16 protein-coding genes are annotated in these 19,072 nt (G+C 53.3%); 10 read left to right on the top strand and 6 right to left on the bottom strand.

The features are described 5' to 3' along the window. Positions 1-2: 2 nt before the first annotated feature. Entirely contained in the window at positions 3-617 is a 615-nt protein-coding gene (gene pth, locus C1A10_RS02845; protein ID WP_101908783.1) for an aminoacyl-tRNA hydrolase, read from the bottom strand. A gap of 111 nt (positions 618-728) precedes the next feature. Beyond that, positions 729-2,123 (bottom strand): bifunctional UDP-N-acetylglucosamine diphosphorylase/glucosamine-1-phosphate N-acetyltransferase GlmU, encoded by a 1,395-nt coding sequence (glmU, locus tag C1A10_RS02840; RefSeq protein WP_242968813.1) that lies wholly within the window; start codon positions 2,121-2,123, stop codon positions 729-731. Between the two features lie 237 nt (positions 2,124-2,360). On the opposite strand from glmU, the gene ppdK reads away from it, so the two are divergent. From ppdK to C1A10_RS02790, 10 genes are all read left to right on the top strand, one after another. After that, positions 2,361-4,988 carry a pyruvate, phosphate dikinase gene (gene ppdK, locus C1A10_RS02835; RefSeq protein WP_101908782.1) on the top strand — a complete coding sequence of 876 codons (2,628 nt, stop codon included), beginning with the start codon at positions 2,361-2,363 and terminating at the stop codon, positions 4,986-4,988. 216 nt (positions 4,989-5,204) lie between these two features. Beyond that, positions 5,205-6,344: an FtsW/RodA/SpoVE family cell cycle protein gene (locus C1A10_RS02830; protein ID WP_101908781.1), complete on the top strand. Its 1,140-nt coding sequence runs from the start codon at positions 5,205-5,207 to the stop codon at positions 6,342-6,344. Between the two features lie 17 nt (positions 6,345-6,361). Then, a complete protein-coding gene (locus C1A10_RS02825) occupies positions 6,362-8,029 on the top strand; it encodes a formate--tetrahydrofolate ligase (protein ID WP_101908780.1) in 1,668 nt (555 codons plus the stop codon). A 33-nt stretch (positions 8,030-8,062) separates the two neighbouring features. Continuing rightward, a complete protein-coding gene (gene tsaE, locus C1A10_RS02820) occupies positions 8,063-8,491 on the top strand; it encodes a tRNA (adenosine(37)-N6)-threonylcarbamoyltransferase complex ATPase subunit type 1 TsaE (protein WP_242968812.1) in 429 nt (142 codons plus the stop codon). Then, positions 8,488-9,198, top strand: a complete 711-nt coding sequence (gene tsaB, locus C1A10_RS02815; RefSeq protein ID WP_242968811.1) for a tRNA (adenosine(37)-N6)-threonylcarbamoyltransferase complex dimerization subunit type 1 TsaB — start codon at positions 8,488-8,490, stop codon at positions 9,196-9,198. Before tsaE ends, tsaB begins: the two co-directional genes overlap by 4 nt. Next, on the top strand, positions 9,198-9,635 hold the full coding sequence (gene rpiB, locus C1A10_RS02810) for a ribose 5-phosphate isomerase B (protein ID WP_101908779.1): 438 nt from the start codon (positions 9,198-9,200) through the stop codon (positions 9,633-9,635). Before tsaB ends, rpiB begins: the two co-directional genes overlap by 1 nt. Before the next feature lie 29 nt (positions 9,636-9,664). Beyond that, on the top strand, positions 9,665-10,300 hold the full coding sequence (upp, locus tag C1A10_RS02805) for a uracil phosphoribosyltransferase (RefSeq protein WP_101908778.1): 636 nt from the start codon (positions 9,665-9,667) through the stop codon (positions 10,298-10,300). A 137-nt stretch (positions 10,301-10,437) separates the two neighbouring features. Then, positions 10,438-10,785, top strand: coding sequence for a sulfite exporter TauE/SafE family protein (locus C1A10_RS02800; RefSeq protein ID WP_101908777.1), 348 nt, complete (start codon positions 10,438-10,440; stop codon positions 10,783-10,785). Beyond that, a complete protein-coding gene (locus tag C1A10_RS02795) occupies positions 10,782-11,141 on the top strand; it encodes a sulfite exporter TauE/SafE family protein (protein ID WP_101908776.1) in 360 nt (119 codons plus the stop codon). The genes C1A10_RS02800 and C1A10_RS02795 overlap by 4 nt, the downstream gene beginning before the upstream one ends. A gap of 116 nt (positions 11,142-11,257) precedes the next feature. After that, a complete protein-coding gene (locus C1A10_RS02790) occupies positions 11,258-12,028 on the top strand; it encodes a M23 family metallopeptidase (RefSeq protein ID WP_101908775.1) in 771 nt (256 codons plus the stop codon). Positions 12,029-12,047: 19 nt separating this feature from the next. On the opposite strand, the gene C1A10_RS02785 is transcribed toward C1A10_RS02790, so the two are convergent. The 4 genes from C1A10_RS02785 to thiI all read right to left on the bottom strand — a co-directional run bounded on the left by C1A10_RS02785 (position 12,048) and on the right by thiI (position 19,044). Next, positions 12,048-12,632, bottom strand: coding sequence for a serine acetyltransferase (locus C1A10_RS02785; protein WP_207654709.1), 585 nt, complete (start codon positions 12,630-12,632; stop codon positions 12,048-12,050). Between the two features lie 68 nt (positions 12,633-12,700). Further along, a complete protein-coding gene (locus C1A10_RS02780) occupies positions 12,701-13,633 on the bottom strand; it encodes a class B sortase (RefSeq protein ID WP_180950951.1) in 933 nt (310 codons plus the stop codon). Positions 13,634-13,950: 317 nt separating this feature from the next. Beyond that, positions 13,951-17,847 carry a class B sortase gene (gene srtB / locus C1A10_RS02775; protein WP_180950950.1) on the bottom strand — a complete coding sequence of 1,299 codons (3,897 nt, stop codon included), beginning with the start codon at positions 17,845-17,847 and terminating at the stop codon, positions 13,951-13,953. Positions 17,848-17,874: 27 nt separating this feature from the next. After that, positions 17,875-19,044: a tRNA uracil 4-sulfurtransferase ThiI gene (gene thiI / locus C1A10_RS02770; protein WP_101908772.1), complete on the bottom strand. Its 1,170-nt coding sequence runs from the start codon at positions 19,042-19,044 to the stop codon at positions 17,875-17,877. Positions 19,045-19,072: the final 28 nt, after the last annotated feature.

Here is a 19,072-nt window from a genome sequence, read left to right as displayed (position 1 = left end):
AGTTAGTTGTACCGGTTCATGGCCTGGTCGGTCTTGCCCTCGACAATCATGACCGCGGCATCGGAAGCTGCCTCAAACATGCGGTCCAGCGTTTCGGTGTCCTCTTTGCGAAACTTTCCGAGCACCCACGCCGCAAGATCGTAATCCGGGTGCGGCTTCTTCCCCACGCCGAGCTTGATACGGGGAAATGTATCCTTTCCGGTCAGATAAATGATGCTTTTGATGCCGTTATGTCCGCCGTCGCTGCCCTGCCTGCGGATGCGCACCCGCCCAACATCCAGGCTGACGTCGTCGAACAGGACTAATACTTGTTCTGCCGGAACCTTGTGGAACTGCATCGCCTCGCGGACAGCTTCGCCGGAATTGTTCATAAAAGTGGACGGCTTCATCAACAATACGCGGTGGGGGCCGATCATGGCGTCCGCGCAAAGAGATTTGAATTTCAGGCGGTCAATTTTAACGCCCAGCTTTTCCGCAAGCGTGTCCACCGCCAAAAAGCCGGCATTGTGCCGGGTATTTTCATACTCACGCCCCGGATTTCCAAGGCCGGCAATGATGAATTCTACCGGGCCGGTGGGTGCGGACGCGGCAGATTTGGAATGAAACAAAGAAAACATATGGTCTCTCTCCCCGCAACAAAGGACGGGATATAGAATATACCCCGTCTTTGTCTGGTATTTTTGATCTTATTCTTTGATGTATGCAGTAAGAACCGAAATTTGCCGGTCTCACTTTTTTCCGCCTTTAAAATTGATATTTTTCGCGGCCCATTCTTCCCTGACCTGCTGGCGGACCCGGCCGATGGCGAGCGCGCCCGCGGGCACATCCTCATCCACGGTGGTTCCGGCAGCGGTATAGGCTCCCTCCCCAATTTGGACCGGAGGGATAATATTCGTGTTGCACCCGATAAACGCCCGGTCGCCGATGACTGTGCGGTATTTATGACAGCCATCATAATTAGCGGTCACCACGCCGCAGCCGAAGTTGCACTGGCTTCCCACATCGCTGTCGCCGATGTAGGTCAGATGCGCAACGGAGGTTTTATCCCCGATCGTGGAATTTTTGATCTCCACAAAGTCTCCGATCTTCACGCCGTTGCCCAGACTGGTGTTCGGCCGCATCTGCGCAAACGGGCCGATGGTACTGTTTTCGCCCACAAAAGCGTTTGTCATATAGCTGGCGTTTACACGGGTGCCGTTACCGACGGTGGAATCCACTAAATAAGAATTCGGGCCGATGACGCAGTGAGCGCCGATTTTGGTATTGCCCAGCAGAATGGTGCCCGGCAGAATCAGGGTGTCGTGCCCGATTGTAACCCCTTTGCCGATCACAACCCCGTCGTCGCAGGGGATATCCACGCCCTCGTCCAGATGACGGTCAATCTCCCTCTGGCGGGCAATTTCATTCAATGTTTTCAGCGCCCTGCGGTCATTGGCTCCCAGCGTAACGTTACTGTCCGGCGCGGTGTAACCTCCCGCACGCAGGCCGTCCGTCAGTGCGATGCCCAGCACATCGGTCAGATAATATTCACCCTGCGCATTATTGGCTGTAATCCGCTCCAAAGCACCCGCAAGAAATACGGCGTCAAACCAATAGGCGCCCGAATTGATTTCAGTAATTCTTTTTTGTTCCGTGTCCGCGTCCTTTTCCTCAACAATGCCCGTCACCGCGCCTGCGCTGTCGCGCAGAATCCGGCCGTACCCAAAAGGCGCGGCGATATGCGCCGTTACGACGGTAACAGCGTTTTGTTCTTCCCTGTGCTGCCGGTAGGCGGCATTGATCGTTTGTGCGTCTATGAACGGCGAATCTCCATTGAGCACCACCACGTCGCCGCCTCCGGCAAGCGCCTCGGCCGCCATCCGGACGGCATGCCCCGTGCCCCTGCGCTGTGCCTGCCGGTAAAAGGTACATGCCGGCGAAACCGCCTGCCGGAGCAGTTCGCTCTGATCGCCTTCCACAATGCAGATCTCCTCCACGCCCGCAGCGCGGCAGGCATCCTCCACCCAGCGGATCATCGGCTTGAAAAGCACCTCGCAAAGAACCTTGGGCCGGTCGGATTTCATGCGTTTCCCGTCGCCCGCGGCAAGAATCACCGCGAAACGGCGTCTGTCCCCTGTTGTCAAAGGCTCCGCCCCTTTTCTGATAATTTGTCTGTCACTCTATATTATGTCAATTTTTTGCCGTGTTTGCAAGTGAAGCTGTATGGAAATTGAAAATTATACCAAAATTAATTTACAGAAGTGCTAGAAAAGCATGTACTTGTTTGCTATAATATTTGGTAGTTAACTCCATGTTGCGGCATCTGCTTGGAACCGGATGCCAGTTGCAAACAGTTAACAAAAAATTGGAGGTAGATCAAAGTGGGTAAGAAATTTGTTTACATGTTTTCGGAGGGCAGCGGCAAGATGCGTGAACTCCTCGGCGGCAAGGGTGCAAACCTTGCTGAAATGACGGGCCTTGGAATGCCCGTCCCGCAGGGCTTCACCGTTACAACCGAAGCCTGCACCCAGTATTACACGGACGGACGCCAGATCAACAGTGAAATTCAGGCGGAAATCTATGAGTATCTGGGCAAAATGGAAGAAATCTGCGGAAAGAAATTCGCTGATCCTAAAAATCCGCTGCTGGTTTCCGTGCGTTCCGGCGCGCGCGCATCCATGCCGGGCATGATGGACACCATCCTGAACCTGGGACTGAATGATGAGGTTGTGAAGGGATTCGCGGAATTTACGGGCAACCCCCGATTTGCGTATGACTCCTACCGCCGTTTCATCCAGATGTTTTCCGACGTGGTAATGGAGCTTCCCAAGCCCGAGTTCGAAAAGATTATCGACGCTGTGAAAGCGGAAAAGGGCGTGAAGCAGGACACTGAGCTGGATGAAAATGACATGAAAGAGCTCGTCCGCCGCTTCAAAGCGTTTTACAGAGAGAAAAAAGGCACCGATTTCCCGAGCGACCCGAAGGTCCAGCTGATGGAAGCCGTCAAAGCGGTTTTCCGTTCCTGGGACAACCCGCGTGCCAATGTTTACCGCCGCATGAATGAAATTCCCTATGACTGGGGTACAGCGGTCAATGTACAGGAAATGGTCTTCGGAAATTCCGGGGACAATTCCGGCACCGGCGTCGCGTTTACCCGCAACCCCGCGACCGGCGAAAAAGCGCTGTTCGGTGAATACCTGATCAATGCGCAGGGCGAGGATGTTGTTGCCGGTGTGCGCACTCCGTCCCCCATCAAGCATCTGAAAGAGGATATGCCCGAGGTTTATGACCAGTTCGCCGCGATTGCGGACCGTCTGGAAAAGCACTACCGCGATATGCAGGACATGGAGTTCACCATTGAAAACGGCAAGCTGTTCATGCTCCAGACCCGTAACGGCAAGCGTACCGCCGCCGCCGCACTGAAGGTTGCGGTCGACCTGGTGGACGAGGGCATGATTACCGAGCGCGAGGCCGTTTTACGCGTAGAACCCAAGCAGCTCGATGCCCTGCTCCATCCGCAGTTTGATTCCGCTGCTCTTAAAGCCGCCAAACTGATCGGCAAAGGCCTTGCCGCTTCCCCGGGTGCCGCCTGCGGCAAAGCGGTCTTTTCCGCCGAAGACGCCAAAGAATGGTCCGACCGCGGCGAAAAAGTGGTGCTGGTACGCCGCGAAACCTCGCCTGAGGATATCGAGGGCATGGCTGTTGCGCAGGGTATCCTGACTGTACGCGGCGGCATGACCTCCCACGCTGCCGTAGTTGCGCGCGGTATGGGTACCTGCTGCGTATCCGGATGCGGCGAAATTGAAGTCGATTACGATGCCAGGCAGTTTACCCTTGGCGGCATGACCATCAAGGAAGGGGATTACCTCTCCATCGACGGCACCACCGGATGCATCTACGGGCAGGCGATTCCGACCGTTGCCGCCGCTATCTCCGGCGATTTCGGGCGTTTCATGGGCTGGGCCGACGGAGTCCGCAAGCTGAAGGTCTATACCAACGCCGATACCCCGCGCGACGCAAAACAGGGCCGTTCTTTCGGCGCGGAAGGCATCGGCCTCTGCCGCACCGAGCACATGTTCTTTGAGGGCGAACGCATCAAGGCCATGCGTGAGATGATTGTCGCCGAAACCACCGAGGAGCGCAAAAAAGCGCTTGCGAAGATTATGCCTTATCAGCAGGGCGACTTTGAGGGCCTCTATGAAGCAATGGAAGGCTGCCCGGTTGTCATCCGGTTCCTGGATCCGCCGCTTCACGAGTTCCTGCCCACCAAAGAGGAAGACATTCAGGAAATTGCTTCGGAACTGGGCATCACCGTTCAGCGCCTGAAAGCAGTCATCGAGAGCCTGCATGAATTCAACCCGATGATGGGTCACCGCGGCTGCCGTCTTGCGGTATCCTATCCTGAAATCGCCGAAATGCAGACCACAGCGGTCATCAACGCGGCAATCAATGTGACCAAAAAAGGCCAGTACAAGATTGCCCCGCAGATCATGATTCCGCTGGTCGGCGAAGTCAAAGAGCTGAAATTCGTCAAGGATGTGGTTGTCGCGACCGCGGACCAGCTGATTAAGGAGTCCGGCGTCGACATGACCTATGAAGTGGGCACCATGATTGAGATTCCGCGCGCGGCGCTGACCGCCGACGAAATCGCCAAGGAAGCCCAGTTCTTCAGCTTCGGCACCAACGACCTGACCCAGATGACCTTCGGCTTCAGCCGCGACGACGCGGGCAAATTCCTCAGCTACTATTACGAAAATAAGATTTACGAGTCCGATCCGTTCGCACATCTCGATCAGAACGGCGTCGGCAAGCTGGTGGAAATGGCCGCGAAGCTGGGCCGCCAAACCCGCCCGGACATCCATCTCGGCATCTGCGGTGAACACGGCGGCGACCCGACCTCCGTGGAATTCTGCCACAGAACCGGGCTCGATTATGTCTCCTGCTCACCGTTCCGCGTGCCGATCGCGCGCCTCGCGGCAGCACAGGCGGCAATCAAATACGACCGCTGACCGCTTCCTTCTATAGATTTTTATTCAAATTGCTTCGGCGGAATCCTCCGCCGAAGCAATTTTTTGGAATGTCCGCGCTTCGCGGGCATTTTTTTACGGCTTTCGGTGTTTTCCCTTGAATGAGCCTCCCTTTTCCGATATAATAGGGATGCACATCCGCATTGACGTTTATTGACGTCTCTGCTGAAATTAGCTGGCTATTTTTGGGAGAACTGTATGAAAAAGCTATTCCACGCCGTTTATGTCTATCTGCGTCAGACCGACCTTTGGCTCTGGACGCTTTGTCTTGTGCTTTCCGGAATCGGCCTGGTGATGCTGGCCGGCATTTCCTATTCAGAACTGATCAGCAAAGTTGGGCCCCGCAAGGTGCTCATTCAGTTTGCCGCTACCGGCATTGGCTGTGTCGCGGCACTCATTTTGTCTAAATTTGATTACCATACGCTTACCAAACTCTGGAAATTGCATGTTCCGGCCGCATATTTTCTGGTTGTGCTGACCTTCTTTATCGGGCATGGCACCGCGATGCGCCAGAACGACAAATCCTGGTTCTATCTTCCCGGCACCAGCATCACCGTTCAGCCTACAGAATTTTTAAAGATTTCGTTTATTTTAATTTTGGCCTACCATCTTTCCATCGTGCACGATCAGCTCAACCGTCCCCAGACCCTTCTGGCAGTCTGTGCCCATGGGGCGGTGCCGGTACTTCTGATTCATTTTCAGGGAGATGACGGTACCGCGATTGTATTTGCCGGCATTTTCATCTGTATGGTGTTTGCGGCGGGGCTGGACTGGAAATATATCGCGTCTGCTGTCGGCTCTCTGGTAGTCATTGCTCCCGCTGTCTGGTTCTTCATCCTGAATTCGGACCAGAAGCAGCGCATCCGGATTCTTTTCCGGCCGGAAATGCAGGACAAGCTGGGAGATTATTACCAGCAATATCAGGCCAAGCTTGCAATCGGGTCCGGACAGGTGTGGGGCAAGGGAATCTTTGTGGACACGCATACGCCGGTTCCCGAAGCGCATAACGACTTCATTTTTGCGTTTATCGGCGAATCTCTGGGGTTTGTGGGCTGCCTTGCGGTCATCGTGATCCTGATCCTGCTGTGCACCAGACTGCTGTCCTGCGCACAGCATTCGCAGGATATGGAGGGCCGCCTGATCTGCGTCGGCATTTTTGCGATGGTGTCTGTGCAGGCGATTATCAATATCGGCATGTGCCTTTCCCTGCTTCCGGTCATCGGCATTACGCTTCCGCTCGTTTCCAACGGAGGTACCTCGGTGCTTTCAACCTATATGAGCATCGGCCTGGCACTGTCTGTACATATGCATACCACCAAAAATCTATTCAGCGAATAAAATGGAGGGTTTCATGAATGCTAAGTGATATCGAAATTGCACAGTCCGCGCAGATGCTCCCAATCGGCGAGATTGCGGACCGTCTGGGGATTTTGCCCGAGGAACTGGAGCCATACGGCAGATATAAGGCGAAGCTCTCGGAGGCAGTCTATTCGCGGCTGAACAGCCGCCCTGACGGGAAACTGGTTCTCGTTACCGCCATCAACCCCACGCCGGCCGGCGAGGGAAAAACCACCACAACGGTAGGGCTCGGCGAAGCGATGGCGAAAATTGGGAAGCGCGCTGTGATCGCGCTGCGCGAACCGTCCCTCGGCCCCGTATTCGGCATCAAGGGCGGCGCGGCTGGCGGCGGATATGCGCAGGTGGTGCCAATGGAGGATATCAACCTGCATTTTACCGGTGATATGCACGCGATTACCTCGGCAAACAATCTCCTCTGCGCCATTTTGGATAACCATCTCCAGCAGGGCAACCTATTGGGAATCGACCCGCGCCGTATTTTGTTCACCCGCTGTCTGGATATGAACGACCGCGCGATGCGCAACGTCATCGTCGGGCTTGGCGGAAAAATCAACGGTATGCCGCGGGAAGACCATTTTATGATCACCGTCGCCTCTGAAGTGATGGCAATTCTCTGCCTCGCGGCTGATCTGGATGACCTGAAAAAACGTTTGGGAGATATTCTGGTTGCTTATACTTTTAGTAATACCCCTGTCTACGCGCGTGACCTGCAGGCGCAGGGCGCAATGGCAGCTCTTTTAAAAGACGCAATCAAGCCTAATCTGGTGCAGACGCTGGAAAATACGCCCGCTCTGATGCATGGCGGGCCGTTTGCCAATATCGCGCATGGCTGCAACTCCATCCGCGCCACCAAGCTGGCGCTCAAGCTGGCCGATTACACGATTACGGAGGCGGGCTTCGGCTCCGATCTCGGCGCCGAAAAGTTCCTGGACATCAAATGCCGCATCGCGGGAATTGCGCCTTCCGCCATTGTGCTGGTCGCCACCATGCGCGCGCTGAAATATAACGGCGGCGTCCCCAAGGCCGAAACGGGCATTCCGAATGTGGAAGCCCTGAAAAGAGGGCTGGTCAACTTGGAGGCGCATGTGGAAAACATGCAAAAATACGGTGTTCCGGTAGTCGTTGCCATCAACCGGTTCGGCGGCGACAGCGACGAGGAAATTGAGACGCTTTCCCGGTTCTGCGCACGCACCGGCTGCCGGTTTGCCCTATCGGAAGTCTTTGCAAAAGGCGGAGACGGCGGAATCGAACTGGCGAAAGCTGTTGTAGAGGCATGCGAGGACACTTCCGATTTTCGCCCGCTCTATGACACGGAACTGCCGGTCAGGGAGAAAATCTCCCGCATCGCCAAAGAAATTTACGGCGCGGCGGATGTCAGTTATACCGTTTCCGCCGAAAAGATGATACAGGAAATTGAAAGGCTCGGCAAAGCCGGCCTGCCTGTCTGTATGGCAAAGACACAATATTCCCTGTCCGACGATCCCACAAAGTTGGGACGCCCCACAGGTTTTACCATTCATGTAAAAGACATCCGCCTGTCTGCCGGCGCAGGGTTCATTGTCGCGCTGACCGGTGATATTATGACCATGCCGGGCCTGCCGAAAGACCCCGCCGCTTATCACATTGATGTGGACGGCGACGGTCATATCTCCGGCCTGTTCTAATGAGTTGTTTGGTCAGGATGAGAGGATGAAATTGTGATACAGTTTACCAGTCATTCCACAGCACAAACAGAGGCGTTCGCAGCCCGGATTGCGCAAAAGCTGCGGGCGGGTGACGTGATTGCCTGCCGGGGCGGAATGGGCGCGGGCAAAACCGCGTTTGCGCGCGGGCTGGCGCGCGGACTTGGCCTTGCCGACGACGTATCCAGCCCTACTTTTGCGCTCGTGCATGAATATACGCGCGGCGAACTCGCGCTTTACCATTTTGATATGTACCGGGTCTCGGATTTCGATGAGCTCTATTCGACGGGGTTCTTTGACTACCTCGGGCAAGACGGAGTCCTGTTCATCGAATGGAGCGAAAATATTACATCCGCTTTGCCGGAGCACACCATCCTATTAACAATTTCGCCAACCGGCGAAGATACACGCGACATCAGGATAGAAGGGGATGAACGGTTTTGAAGATACTTGCGATGGATACTTCATCTCTTTCAGCAAGCTGTGCGCTGTTAGAGGAGGATGTTGTCCTCGGAGAATGCTTTGCAAATGTAAAGCTGACGCATTCCCAGACGATTATGCCAATGGTGCAAAGCCTGCTCAGCCAGACACGGATTCCGCTCGAGGCGGTTGATCTGTTTGCCGTCACGGACGGCCCCGGGTCTTTTACAGGTCTGCGTATCGGGCTTTCCGCTGTAAAAGGTATGGCGCACGCGCTTGGGCGGCGGTGTATCGGCGTATCCACCTTGGAAGCGCTTGCATATCAATACCGCGGTGTGGATTGTGTGGTGGCTCCTGTGCTGGACGCACGCTGTTCGCAGGTCTATACCGCATTGTTCCGCTGGAACGGAAATCAGTTAACCCGATTGGAAAAAGACAGCGCGATTCCCATCGCACAATTGGAAAAATGGCTGAAAAATGCCGGCGAGCCTGTTTTTTTAGTTGGAGACGGGGCAAAACTGTGTTATAATAGCATGAAAGAGCGTGTTCCCGGTATCCGGTTGGCTTCACCCGCGCTGCAATTTGTGCGCGCGTCTTCTGTTGCGCTTGCCGCTTTGCCCGACATTGCAAATGCCGTGGAGCCGTCTGCGCTGGTACCGGCCTATCTGAGACTGCCCCAGGCGGAGCGGGAACTGCTTGCAAAACAAAAAATTTCAGGAGATGGAAAATAATGATAGCTTTAGCTGCGGATCATGGAGGCTATGCGCTGAAAGAGGAAGTCAGGGCATGGCTCGACGAAAATAAAATCGCATATAAAGATTTTGGAAGCTATGACGGACAGTCCTGCGACTACCCCGATATGGCTGCTCCGGCCTGCAAAGCCGTTGTTTCGGGCGAGTGTGATCAGGCGTTGCTCTTCTGCGGCACCGGGATCGGCATCTCGATGGCGGCCAACAAAATCAAGGGAATCCGGGCCGCCTGTTGCTCAGATTATTTCAGTGCCAAATATACCCGCCTGCATAACAACGCGAATGCGCTCTGCATGGGTGGGCGCGTGGTCGGCGCGGGACTTGCGATCGAGCTTGTAGACGCGTTCCTGCATACGGAGTTTGAGGGCGGACGCCATCAGAGGCGCATCGATAAAATTTCCGCGCTTGAAAATAAATGACAATCAAATGAATGTAAGGGGATATCGTTATGTCAACAAAACCGTTCATTATGGATCACCCGCTGATCAAACACAAGATCACCCTTCTGCGTGATAAAAATACCGGTTCCAAGGAATTCCGCGAACTGATCAATGAGATCGCCATGCTGATGTGTTATGAGGCGACCCGCGATATGCCCACCAAAGAGGTGGAGATCGAGACGCCTATCTGCATTGCAAAGGCAAGTGTCATCTCTGGACGCAAGGTTGCTTTTGTGCCGATTCTCCGGGCAGGGCTTGGCATGGTGGACGGTATGCTGGAGCTTGTTCCCGCCGCAAAGATCGGCCATATCGGTATGTACCGTGATCCGGCCACCCATGAGCCTGTGGAATATTACTGCAAGCTGCCCGCCGATATTCAGGAGCGCGATATCATTGTGCTCGACCCGATGCTGGCAACCGGCGGTTCCGCCATTGACGCCATCAACCAGCTGAAAAAACATAATTGTTCGACCAACATCAAGTTCATGTGCATCATTGCCGCCCCTGAAGGGCTGAAGGCTTTAAGCGATGCCCATCCGGAAGTGCAGATCTATTGCGGCGCGCTGGATGACCACTTGAATGAAAACAAATACATTGTTCCCGGCCTTGGCGATGCGGGCGACCGCATTTTTGGTACAAAATAACGTTTTGCGATTGATTATATAGCTCCTTTTTCTAAAAAGAATCGCAGGGAAAGAATTCATCGAATAAAGACAGAAGCTGTTTGGAATGCTAATTTCAAACAGCTTCTTTTTTTGCGTTCAGACAAAGGGGGAATGAAATGGAAAAACTCAAATTTGTACTCACCGGAGCAATTGCGGGCATCCTGAACGGGCTCTTCGGCGCGGGCGGCGGGATGGTTGTCGTCCCGATGCTCGGCCACTGCGGGCTTCCTGCCGAACGCGCGCATGCCACCTCGATCGCTGTGATCCTGCCGCTCTCAATTGTCAGCAGCATCCTTTATCTTTCCATCGGGCATATCAGGCTGGCAAGCGCCCTTCCTTATCTCCCGCTTGGGCTTGTGGGTGCGGTCATCGGCAGCAAGCTTTTGACAAAGATTAAAAAAGTCTGGCTGCACAGGATTTTCGGCGTCATTGTCCTTTACTCGGCCGTTCGGCTGCTCACATGAACCATATGCTGGTCATAGCCGCTGTATCTCTGATCAGCGGGGTTCTCGGGTCATTAGGCATGGGGGCCGGCGCAGTTCTGCTGCTCTATCTGCGGGTCTACGGCGGATATGAGCAGCTGGAGGCACAAGGTATCAATTTGCTGTTTTTTCTGCCGATCGCCGTCCTGTCCATCATCCTTCACAGCCGTAACCATCTGATTACCTGGAAAGCTGCCGCTTTCTGCATTCTGTCCGGCCTGCCCGCTGTACTGTTTGGAGTTTGGCTGGGAGAACGGCTTGGCAGCGAACTGCTTTCCAAACTGTTCGGCATCATGCTTTTAATCATCGGAGTGAGGGAATTCAAGCAAAAAAAGTAATCCGTTTACATTCTGTTTGATCAGACAAAAAACAAAAACACGCTTAAAAGAAATTCTTGGCACCGTATAAACCATTCGGCAAGCGACCAAAATAACGTTGGAGGTGTAACCACAATATGAATGATTCTTATAATCCAAAAAACAAATTCAGTAAATTTCTAGCAGGCAGAGGCTTTTATGTAGCGTTGGCAGTTTGCGTGATCGGAGCCGGTACCGCGGCATGGGTCGCGGTTGACAAGACCATTGCCCGTATTGATGGAAACAATAGTACGATCGTCGAGCAGGAACCCGCCGCTTCGCAGGAACCAACCTACGGTTTCCCCGATTTGGAGGAAGCTGGAAAGGCGCAAAGCGGCGTAAAAGCGCCGTCCCCCAGTTCCTCCTCCTCGTCTACGGCGCCTTCGTCGTCATCCGAAGCCTCATCCAAGTCCGAACCGCGCTCCACCGAGGCCGCTGCGCGGCAGCAATTGCCTCCGTCGTCCTACGTTATGCCGGTCACCGGTGAAATCTTCGGGGCTTACAGCAACGGCGAACTTGTGAAAAACAATACGCTGAAAGAATGGCGCACACATGACGGCATTGATATCAAAGCCGAACAGGGTACCGCGGTCAAAGCTGTTAACGACGGAAAGGTAACAGCAGTCAATGACGACCCGCTGATGGGCGTGACGGTGGAAATCAAGCATGATACCGGCGTTACATCGATTTATTGCGGACTTACCAAAGATGTCTCCGTTAAAGTGGGCGACAATGTGAAAGTCAGCCAGAACATCGGCAAAATAGGCGAGATTCCAAGCGAAATTTTGCTTGATTCGCACCTGCACTTTGCAATGAAATCCGCTGACGGCAAATGGATTGACCCGCTTAAAACAATGGGCAAAATCTAAAGCAAAAAGAAAAGACGGACTATGTCCGTCTTTTCTTTTCGTCTTCCACTTTATGTAACGAACCGTCCTGAAAATAATACTCCGTTTTGCCGATCGTCGTATAGTAGGTATTATCCAAATCATCCTTCTGAATGATCCGGGTGGGCGCGCACACAGCCACAGAATTGGGCGGCATATCCTCATATACCACCGCGTTCGCGCCAATTCGGCAGTTGTCGCCAATTGTAATGCCACCAATAATTTTGGCTCCCGCGCCGATATAGACACGGTTTCCAATTGTCGGACTGCCTAGATGACTGCTGTCCGAAAGCGTATTGGAGCCAATGGTCACCTGCTGAAAAATGACGACATCTTTTCCCAGCTTTGCATTGTTTGAAATAAAGATACCCTGCATGCCATGAGGAAAACAGGGCATCCCCGCCAATTCACTGGTAATCCCCACAAAACTGCCTCTTCGCATAAAATAATGTCCGTAGGCCAGCTCCAGCAGTTTGTGACGTCCCCCTTTTCGCAGGTGTTCCTTGGCCCCCCAGATGGAGCCAAACCGCAGAAGCGCCCATGCGGTTATAAACGGACGCATCAGCGCAAATATCAAATCTTTCATAAAAAAAGGATTCCTCCCCCGGTCATAAGTGGTAAAAAAGCGGCTGCACGGGCAGCCGCTTTTCAGAACTAAGAAATCTTCTTTGCCATTACGACAAACCGCTGATTGTCTCCCGGTCCGAGAATACGGGTACAGGTAGACAAGGTGATAATCTTATCCGTACTGGAAACCGGGACATTAAACTTGTGAATGCTCAGGCCCTTCGCTTTGGAGATGATGCCGGGTACCCGGCTTCCATCCGCATAGTTATAGCCAAAGCTCAGGTCGGTATAAAACACTGTGAAAATCTCATACAGATGGTCCCCGTCGGAGGTCGCCAACCGGATATAGGGATTCGCCGCTGCAAATTCGGCATTGTCATAAGCAGCCAGCTGCGCAAGCATCACATCGTTCGGATTGCCGATACGCACAGGCCGCCAGCAATTCGTCCAGTTATGTCCATAGATGACAGCATTTTGAGAGGTGATCGCTCCGTTAGTCCCGAATTTTGTATCGGAGTCCAACCAGATCACGCCGTTTCTGCTGGCTTCCTTATAATAGCCCCGGCTGGTATAATAGGCCGTATTCGCACCAATTACCACCGGATAATTGATATTTGTGTTGGAAACTGTAATCCAGCCGACCACATCGCTGTTGATCTTTTTCCAGGCGGCAATATCGCCCGCAGGCGGCGGTGTGAAAACATCGGACTTGTTATTTTCTTTGTATTTTTTCGCACGGTCATCCAGCACTTTATACATCTGTTCGGCAGTTACCGGTTCAAAACGGGTTGCCCCGGCAATTGCATCGATAGCCGGCTGTTCAGACGGCGCCTCTTCGGATGAGGATGGCTCCTGCTGATCTTTGTCCGGTTCCTGCGCCTCTGAGGAACTCTCTTTCGCGGAAGAGTCGGAGAGCGAGTGACGTTCGATGCCGCTCCCGCTTGTTACCGCGGCAACCAGTCCCCAGCCTCCGGCAATAATGGCTACCACAATGACCGCCAGAGAGGCCTTGTTACGCATAAATCGCGGAATACTCCTGTTTGTCGTATACCACTCGCAAAGTTCGCTGCAGGTTGTTTTGATGCCTGAAAAAAAGAAATAAAGCCCGCGTAAAATTGCTTTCATAAATCCAATTCAAACCCTCTCATTAAGCCATTGTAAAAACAAACGACTGTAATAAACAGGTATTATTATAGCACAGTTCTAACCGTTTGGGGAGTGGTAAATTTGTAAAAATGACAATTTTTATGAAAAATATACCTGGAAATGATTTCCCACTTTTAAAACTTATCATACGAGATAAAACTCCACGGCAAAATCACCAAATCATTTTCACACTATTTTACCTTGCAGCCCGGATAATAGTGGGTCAGGATATCCACGTAATTCCAATCCTCCAGCGAAGCATACAGGTTTGCGCCCGTTTGGCTCATGCCGACACCATGCCCGTATCCATAAGTGGTAAAGGTAAACTTTCCATTCCTGTAATTAATGTCAAAAGCGGCCGAACGCAAACCGAAAACCTGTTCACGCAGGATGCGGCCCGTTGTGGTCTTATCACCCACCCGGACGGTCTTAACATAGCGCCCGCCTTCTGTATGGCTCTTAATGCTGAACCAATCGGCTGGGTCATCGCTGTAATCATACAGGTCAATATCCAGTTTATCCTCTACTTTTTCGGCAACAGTATCGGCATCAAACGAAACGCTCTGCTTGTAATTTTTCGCCTGTTCATCAATTTCGCTGTCTACCGACACCAGATATGGATAACTTCCGCCCCATACATCCTTACTGGAAATGGTCACCCCCGCACTGGTCGCATAAAACGGGGTAAACGCGAGGTTGCTTTGATAATAAACCGCCTTGCCGATCACCGAATTCACCGTTTTCTGCAGATCGGCGGTGGGCGTTTTGATCCCGAAATAGGGGGTAACGCCGGATTTGTTCTGTTGCTTGATAAAGGTGTAGGCAGCAACCGCCTGCGCCTTGATTGCCTCTTTTTCAAATCCTGTTCCCATTTCGTTCATGACAACTTTGGCTACCAGGGAAGAGGCTTTTCCCGTCAGTTTTTTCCCTCCGGCAATAATCGTGAGCTTCTCATTCCCGCTGACCGACGCGGCAAGCACTTCGGTTGCTGACCCGCTTCTCAAAACCGCACTCATTTGAGTGGCTCCGCCTGCATCATCTGCATCGCCGTCTGAAGATTCTCCGGCACCTTCCCCACCAGCGTTATTATTTAAATCGTCGTTAGTGATTTCTTCATTTGAACTGCTTGGAGGGTTCGACTCGCTATTTGAAGATGGCTCACTGTTTGAAGACGGTTCGCTGTTTGAAGACGGTTCGCTGTTTGAAGATGGCTCGCTGTTTGAAGATGGCTCGCTATTTGAAGATGGTTCACTGTTTGAAGAAGGCACACTGTTTGAAGAAGGTTTATTGCTTGAAGATGGCGCACTGCTCGAAGAAACCGGCTTCAGATCATCAGCGGCCGACTGTGCATCAGCGGCATATGACTTCGCGTCTTCCCATGCCGCCTCGGCCGCATTCATTGCGTCCAAAGCAGTGTGATAAGCCTTCTCCGTTGTCTGCGATGGATATTCCTCATAGACTTCCTGTAATTCGTCCACCAGATCCGAGGCTTTATAATATGCCTCCCTTGCGGTATCAGCATATCCCTTCGCTTCGTTGGCATACGTCTGCGCCCTCGACTGTGTGCCCGCATCCCTTGCGTTATTGTAACTGCTCTTGGCGTTTCTCAGCGCTTTTTCCGCGTCACTCTGCGCCTGCTGCGCCCTTGCGGCTTTCTGCGCCGCCTCAGTCTCCACCCCGCTCAGGTTTCCTGCAGCTGAACTGGACACAACAACGGAAGAACTCTTGCTGGAGGACGCCCCGGCAACAGCGCTGCCGCTTGCCGCCGCCTGCGATGCGGCGGCTTCAGAAGCCGCCTTGGAGGCGGCGATTGCCTTCTGCTTCTGGCCCTCCACAAATCCGGGCGGAAGCAGGGGGTCCGGGTTGTAAGCATATGTAATGCCGCTGGCATCCGCTTTTTCTCCATCACGGACCCTGCGCGCGACAATCACCGTACGCACATCCGCATCGTCGGATATCGCTCCGAACTCATAAGAGCAGGTGGAAAGCGTCAGGAATTGATCCCCTTTTTGGATATCCACATCCGAAGTGTAATAGGAACGCGCTTTTACCCCATCCACAAACGCGTTAAAATCTGCGTCGTCCTGCAGGTTAAGCATCGTGTTGTAATAGAAAATTTCGCCGTAAGCTTCCTTGGCATTTGTGATAAAGACCGAGAAAATCTTATAGTCATTATCGCGGTAAACATCATCAAACGAAATGATTGCATGGTTTTTGAGATATTCAAGCCCTTCTCCGCTGGGCTTGTACTTCATCAACTCGCCAAACATCTGGCCGTCGGTCATATTATGCCCATATACGACGTAGTTGTCGCTTTGAGGATTGAGCGTGTTATTCGCTTCCAGCCATGGGATACCATGCTTGTTATTATTTCGGTAAAAATCCCGGCGCAGGTAATAATCGTTGTCCGTATAGTGCACAACCGGATAGTTGACCTGTGTGTCTTCAATCTGGAGCCAGCCCGCGACATCGCTGTTGATGGCATAAAGACTTAAAAATTTATTCTGATAATCGGATGGATATCCGCCGGACTCCTCCAGCTTTTTCAGATCTTCTTCCGACGGCGCTTCCCCATACATTTCCGCAAGACCCGCAGTCATTTTCTTATTGCTTTCAGCCTGTACATAAAAAGAGACCAAATAGCCCGCGGACGCCAGAAATACCAGCACGGCTATAATCAGAATGGTTTTTTGAACGATTGATTTCATATCGTCACCCTTTACCGGAAAAATAACCGCATACCACGGGCGTTTTCCGCCTTTATTTGAGCCTTGATTCAGATCTTCCTCTAAAATATTGGATATTTTCCCGGCGGCGGCTTCCTTTAACGGATTTGACCCCGCCAGCTGTGCGGGCAGCGCCGCAGCGTATTTACGGGCCAGATTCATCGCGGCCATGCAGGCTGTATGCCGAATCAAAGCCCGGTCAGTGCTCTTGGGAAGCCTTATCCTGCTTACCCAGACGTCCTGTTGATTACAAAGCGCTATGTAAACGGTCCCGGTATGTTTATCGTCTTCGCCTTTCCCCCCGGCGTTCCCCGTTATGGCAATGCCGATTTCGGATTTGCCCTGCGCCATCGCGCCGGCCGCCATCGCAGCCGCGACCTGCGCGCTTACCGAACCGAACTTTTTGAGCATTTTTGCCGGAACCCGCAGCGATTCTTCCTTCACCCGGGGGGATGCGGCCGATACGGCATACCGGAAAATTTTATCGGCGCCGGGAACTGAATTGAGCAGTTCCGAAAGCATGCCCCCCGTGCACGCCTCCGCTACCGAAACGGAAAGCCCGCGTTCCAGCAGCGCCGCCACAGCCACGCTCTGCAGATTTTTCGCATCAATTCCGTAGATTGCCCCGCCCAGCTGCTTCTGTATTCCGTCAACCACCGGTGCGCTCAAAGCGGCCGCTTCCTGCTTTGAATTCGCTCTGGTCGTCACACGAACCTGCAACTCGCCCGGCTTTGGCTCGACGGTAATCGCAGGATTTTCCGATTTCAGAAGTTCTCCCAGCTTTTGCCTGACCGCCTCCGCCCCCATACCTACTACGTTGACAGTATGTGACGCAACGGCGGCCTGCGTAAACTTCGCGAGATAAGGAATGACGCTTCTTTGAAACATCGGCAGAAACTCTTCCGGCCTTTCGGGCAGAAGGATCATATACTGGCTGCCCGCCGAGAGCGCACAGCCGGGGGTAATTCCCCGAACCCCCGGAAAAACAATGGATTTCTCCGGCAGCATCGCCAGCTGTTTCACCTGTTGGGGCATCTGCCGCCCAGCGCGCTGGTATGCTTCCCGAATCCGCCGCAGGCTGTCCTCATGCAGCACAAGCCGGCGTCCCAGCCCCTCGCACACTATTTTTTTGGTAATTCCGTCCGGACCGGCGCCCATTCCACCCATTAAAATTACCACGTCGCTTCGGCCCAGCGCCTGCGCAATAGCGGATTTCAGCCGACGGACATCAGAGCCGACCGCGGTCTGCCCTTTTACAGTGATGCCAAACGCTTCCAGTTCCCTGGCTGCGAGCTGTGCGTTTTCGGCCAGCGCCCCGCCTGTGGCGAGCGCTTCACCGACTCCAATGATTTCCGAAACCACCCGTCGCACCTCCTCTTCTCACCCGGATCAGCCAATCACGAAATATTCGATCTTCTCGTATGCCCTCTGCATCAGGGCTTCGCTGTCCAGTTTGGATTCCGCCTCCTCCACGTATGCAAGCTTCGGCTTGGTTTTCGGATGCCTCGGGGTAAAGACCGTGCAGCAATCCTCATATGGCAAAATGGAGGTCTCAAACGTATCAATCTTATACGCTATCTTTACGATTTCGTCTTTATCCATCCCGATTACCGGACGCAGCACCGGCATCCGGCAGGCTACGTCGGTACAGGCAATTGCGGAAATCGTCTGGCTGGCCACCTGCGCCACGCTCTCTCCGGTAATCAGCGCACCGCATTCGTTATCGGCCGCCACCCGCTCGGCGAGTTTCATCATACAGCGCCGCATGATGACTGTAAACACATCTTCCGGGCATTGATCCCGGATGGCGACCTGTATCTCCGTAAACGGCACCACCGCGAGCCGGATGTGCCCGCAGTAAGGTGTCAGCTTTTTGCAGAGGGTTTTCACCTTTTCCAGCGCATGCTCGCTGGTATACGGAGGGCTCACAAAATGCACGGCCATGATCTGCAGGCCGCGTTTTGCCATCATATAGCCCGCTACGGGGCTGTCAATCCCGCCGGAAATCAGCAGCGTCGCGCTTCCCGAAGTTCCAACCGGCAGACCGCCGGCCCCCCGCATCTGGTCCACATGCAGGTAAGCCGCCTTCTCGCGGATTTCCACATAGACAGTCACATCCGGCTCATGCACATTCACGGTCAGGTGAGGGAATGCATCAAGCAAAACAGCTCCCAGCTCCAGACAGAGCTCCGGGGATTTCATCGGGAACGTCTTGTCGGAGCGCTTCGCCTCCACCTTAAAGGTGTTGGCGGTGTCCAGCCATGCTGCCAGATACCCGGGCGCTTTTGCTTTGATATCGTTAAAATCCTTGTCCACAATCGCCGCGCGCGTCAGGGCCGCAATCCCGAATACACGGCCCAGCCTGTCCACTGCTTCATCAAGGTCAATTTCCTCACTCTGAGGTTCCACATAAATGGTCGACTGAGATTTATAAATGTGGAATTTACCGAGGCTTTCCAGACGGCGGCGGCAGTTTCGGATGAGGGTATCCTCAAAGTAGGAGCGGTTCAGCCCCTTGAGCGCCATTTCGCCGCTTTTGAGCAAAATCAGTTCTTTCATGTTTTCCACCATTTCTATTGAAGTTGTT

The sequence above is a fragment of the Marasmitruncus massiliensis genome (assembly GCF_900186535.1).
Classification (GTDB): domain Bacteria; phylum Bacillota; class Clostridia; order Oscillospirales; family Ruminococcaceae; genus Anaerotruncus; species Anaerotruncus massiliensis_A.
This window is presented reverse-complemented; position numbering and strand designations above follow the sequence as displayed.

What these genes read in the sequence shown, in the direction of transcription:
- pth (WP_101908783.1), bottom strand. Translation starts at nt 617, where the DNA reads ATGTTTTCTTTGTTTCATTCCAAATCTGCCGCGTCCGCACCCACCGGC.
- C1A10_RS02830 (WP_101908781.1), top strand. Translation starts at nt 5,205, where the DNA reads ATGAAAAAGCTATTCCACGCCGTTTATGTCTATCTGCGTCAGACCGAC.
- C1A10_RS02825 (WP_101908780.1), top strand. Translation starts at nt 6,362, where the DNA reads ATGCTAAGTGATATCGAAATTGCACAGTCCGCGCAGATGCTCCCAATC.
- rpiB (WP_101908779.1), top strand. Translation starts at nt 9,198, where the DNA reads ATGATAGCTTTAGCTGCGGATCATGGAGGCTATGCGCTGAAAGAGGAA.
- upp (WP_101908778.1), top strand. Translation starts at nt 9,665, where the DNA reads ATGTCAACAAAACCGTTCATTATGGATCACCCGCTGATCAAACACAAG.
- C1A10_RS02800 (WP_101908777.1), top strand. Translation starts at nt 10,438, where the DNA reads ATGGAAAAACTCAAATTTGTACTCACCGGAGCAATTGCGGGCATCCTG.
- C1A10_RS02795 (WP_101908776.1), top strand. Translation starts at nt 10,782, where the DNA reads ATGAACCATATGCTGGTCATAGCCGCTGTATCTCTGATCAGCGGGGTT.
- C1A10_RS02790 (WP_101908775.1), top strand. Translation starts at nt 11,258, where the DNA reads ATGAATGATTCTTATAATCCAAAAAACAAATTCAGTAAATTTCTAGCA.
- C1A10_RS02785 (WP_207654709.1), bottom strand. Translation starts at nt 12,632, where the DNA reads ATGAAAGATTTGATATTTGCGCTGATGCGTCCGTTTATAACCGCATGG.
- C1A10_RS02780 (WP_180950951.1), bottom strand. Translation starts at nt 13,633, where the DNA reads ATGCGTAACAAGGCCTCTCTGGCGGTCATTGTGGTAGCCATTATTGCC.
- thiI (WP_101908772.1), bottom strand. Translation starts at nt 19,044, where the DNA reads ATGAAAGAACTGATTTTGCTCAAAAGCGGCGAAATGGCGCTCAAGGGG.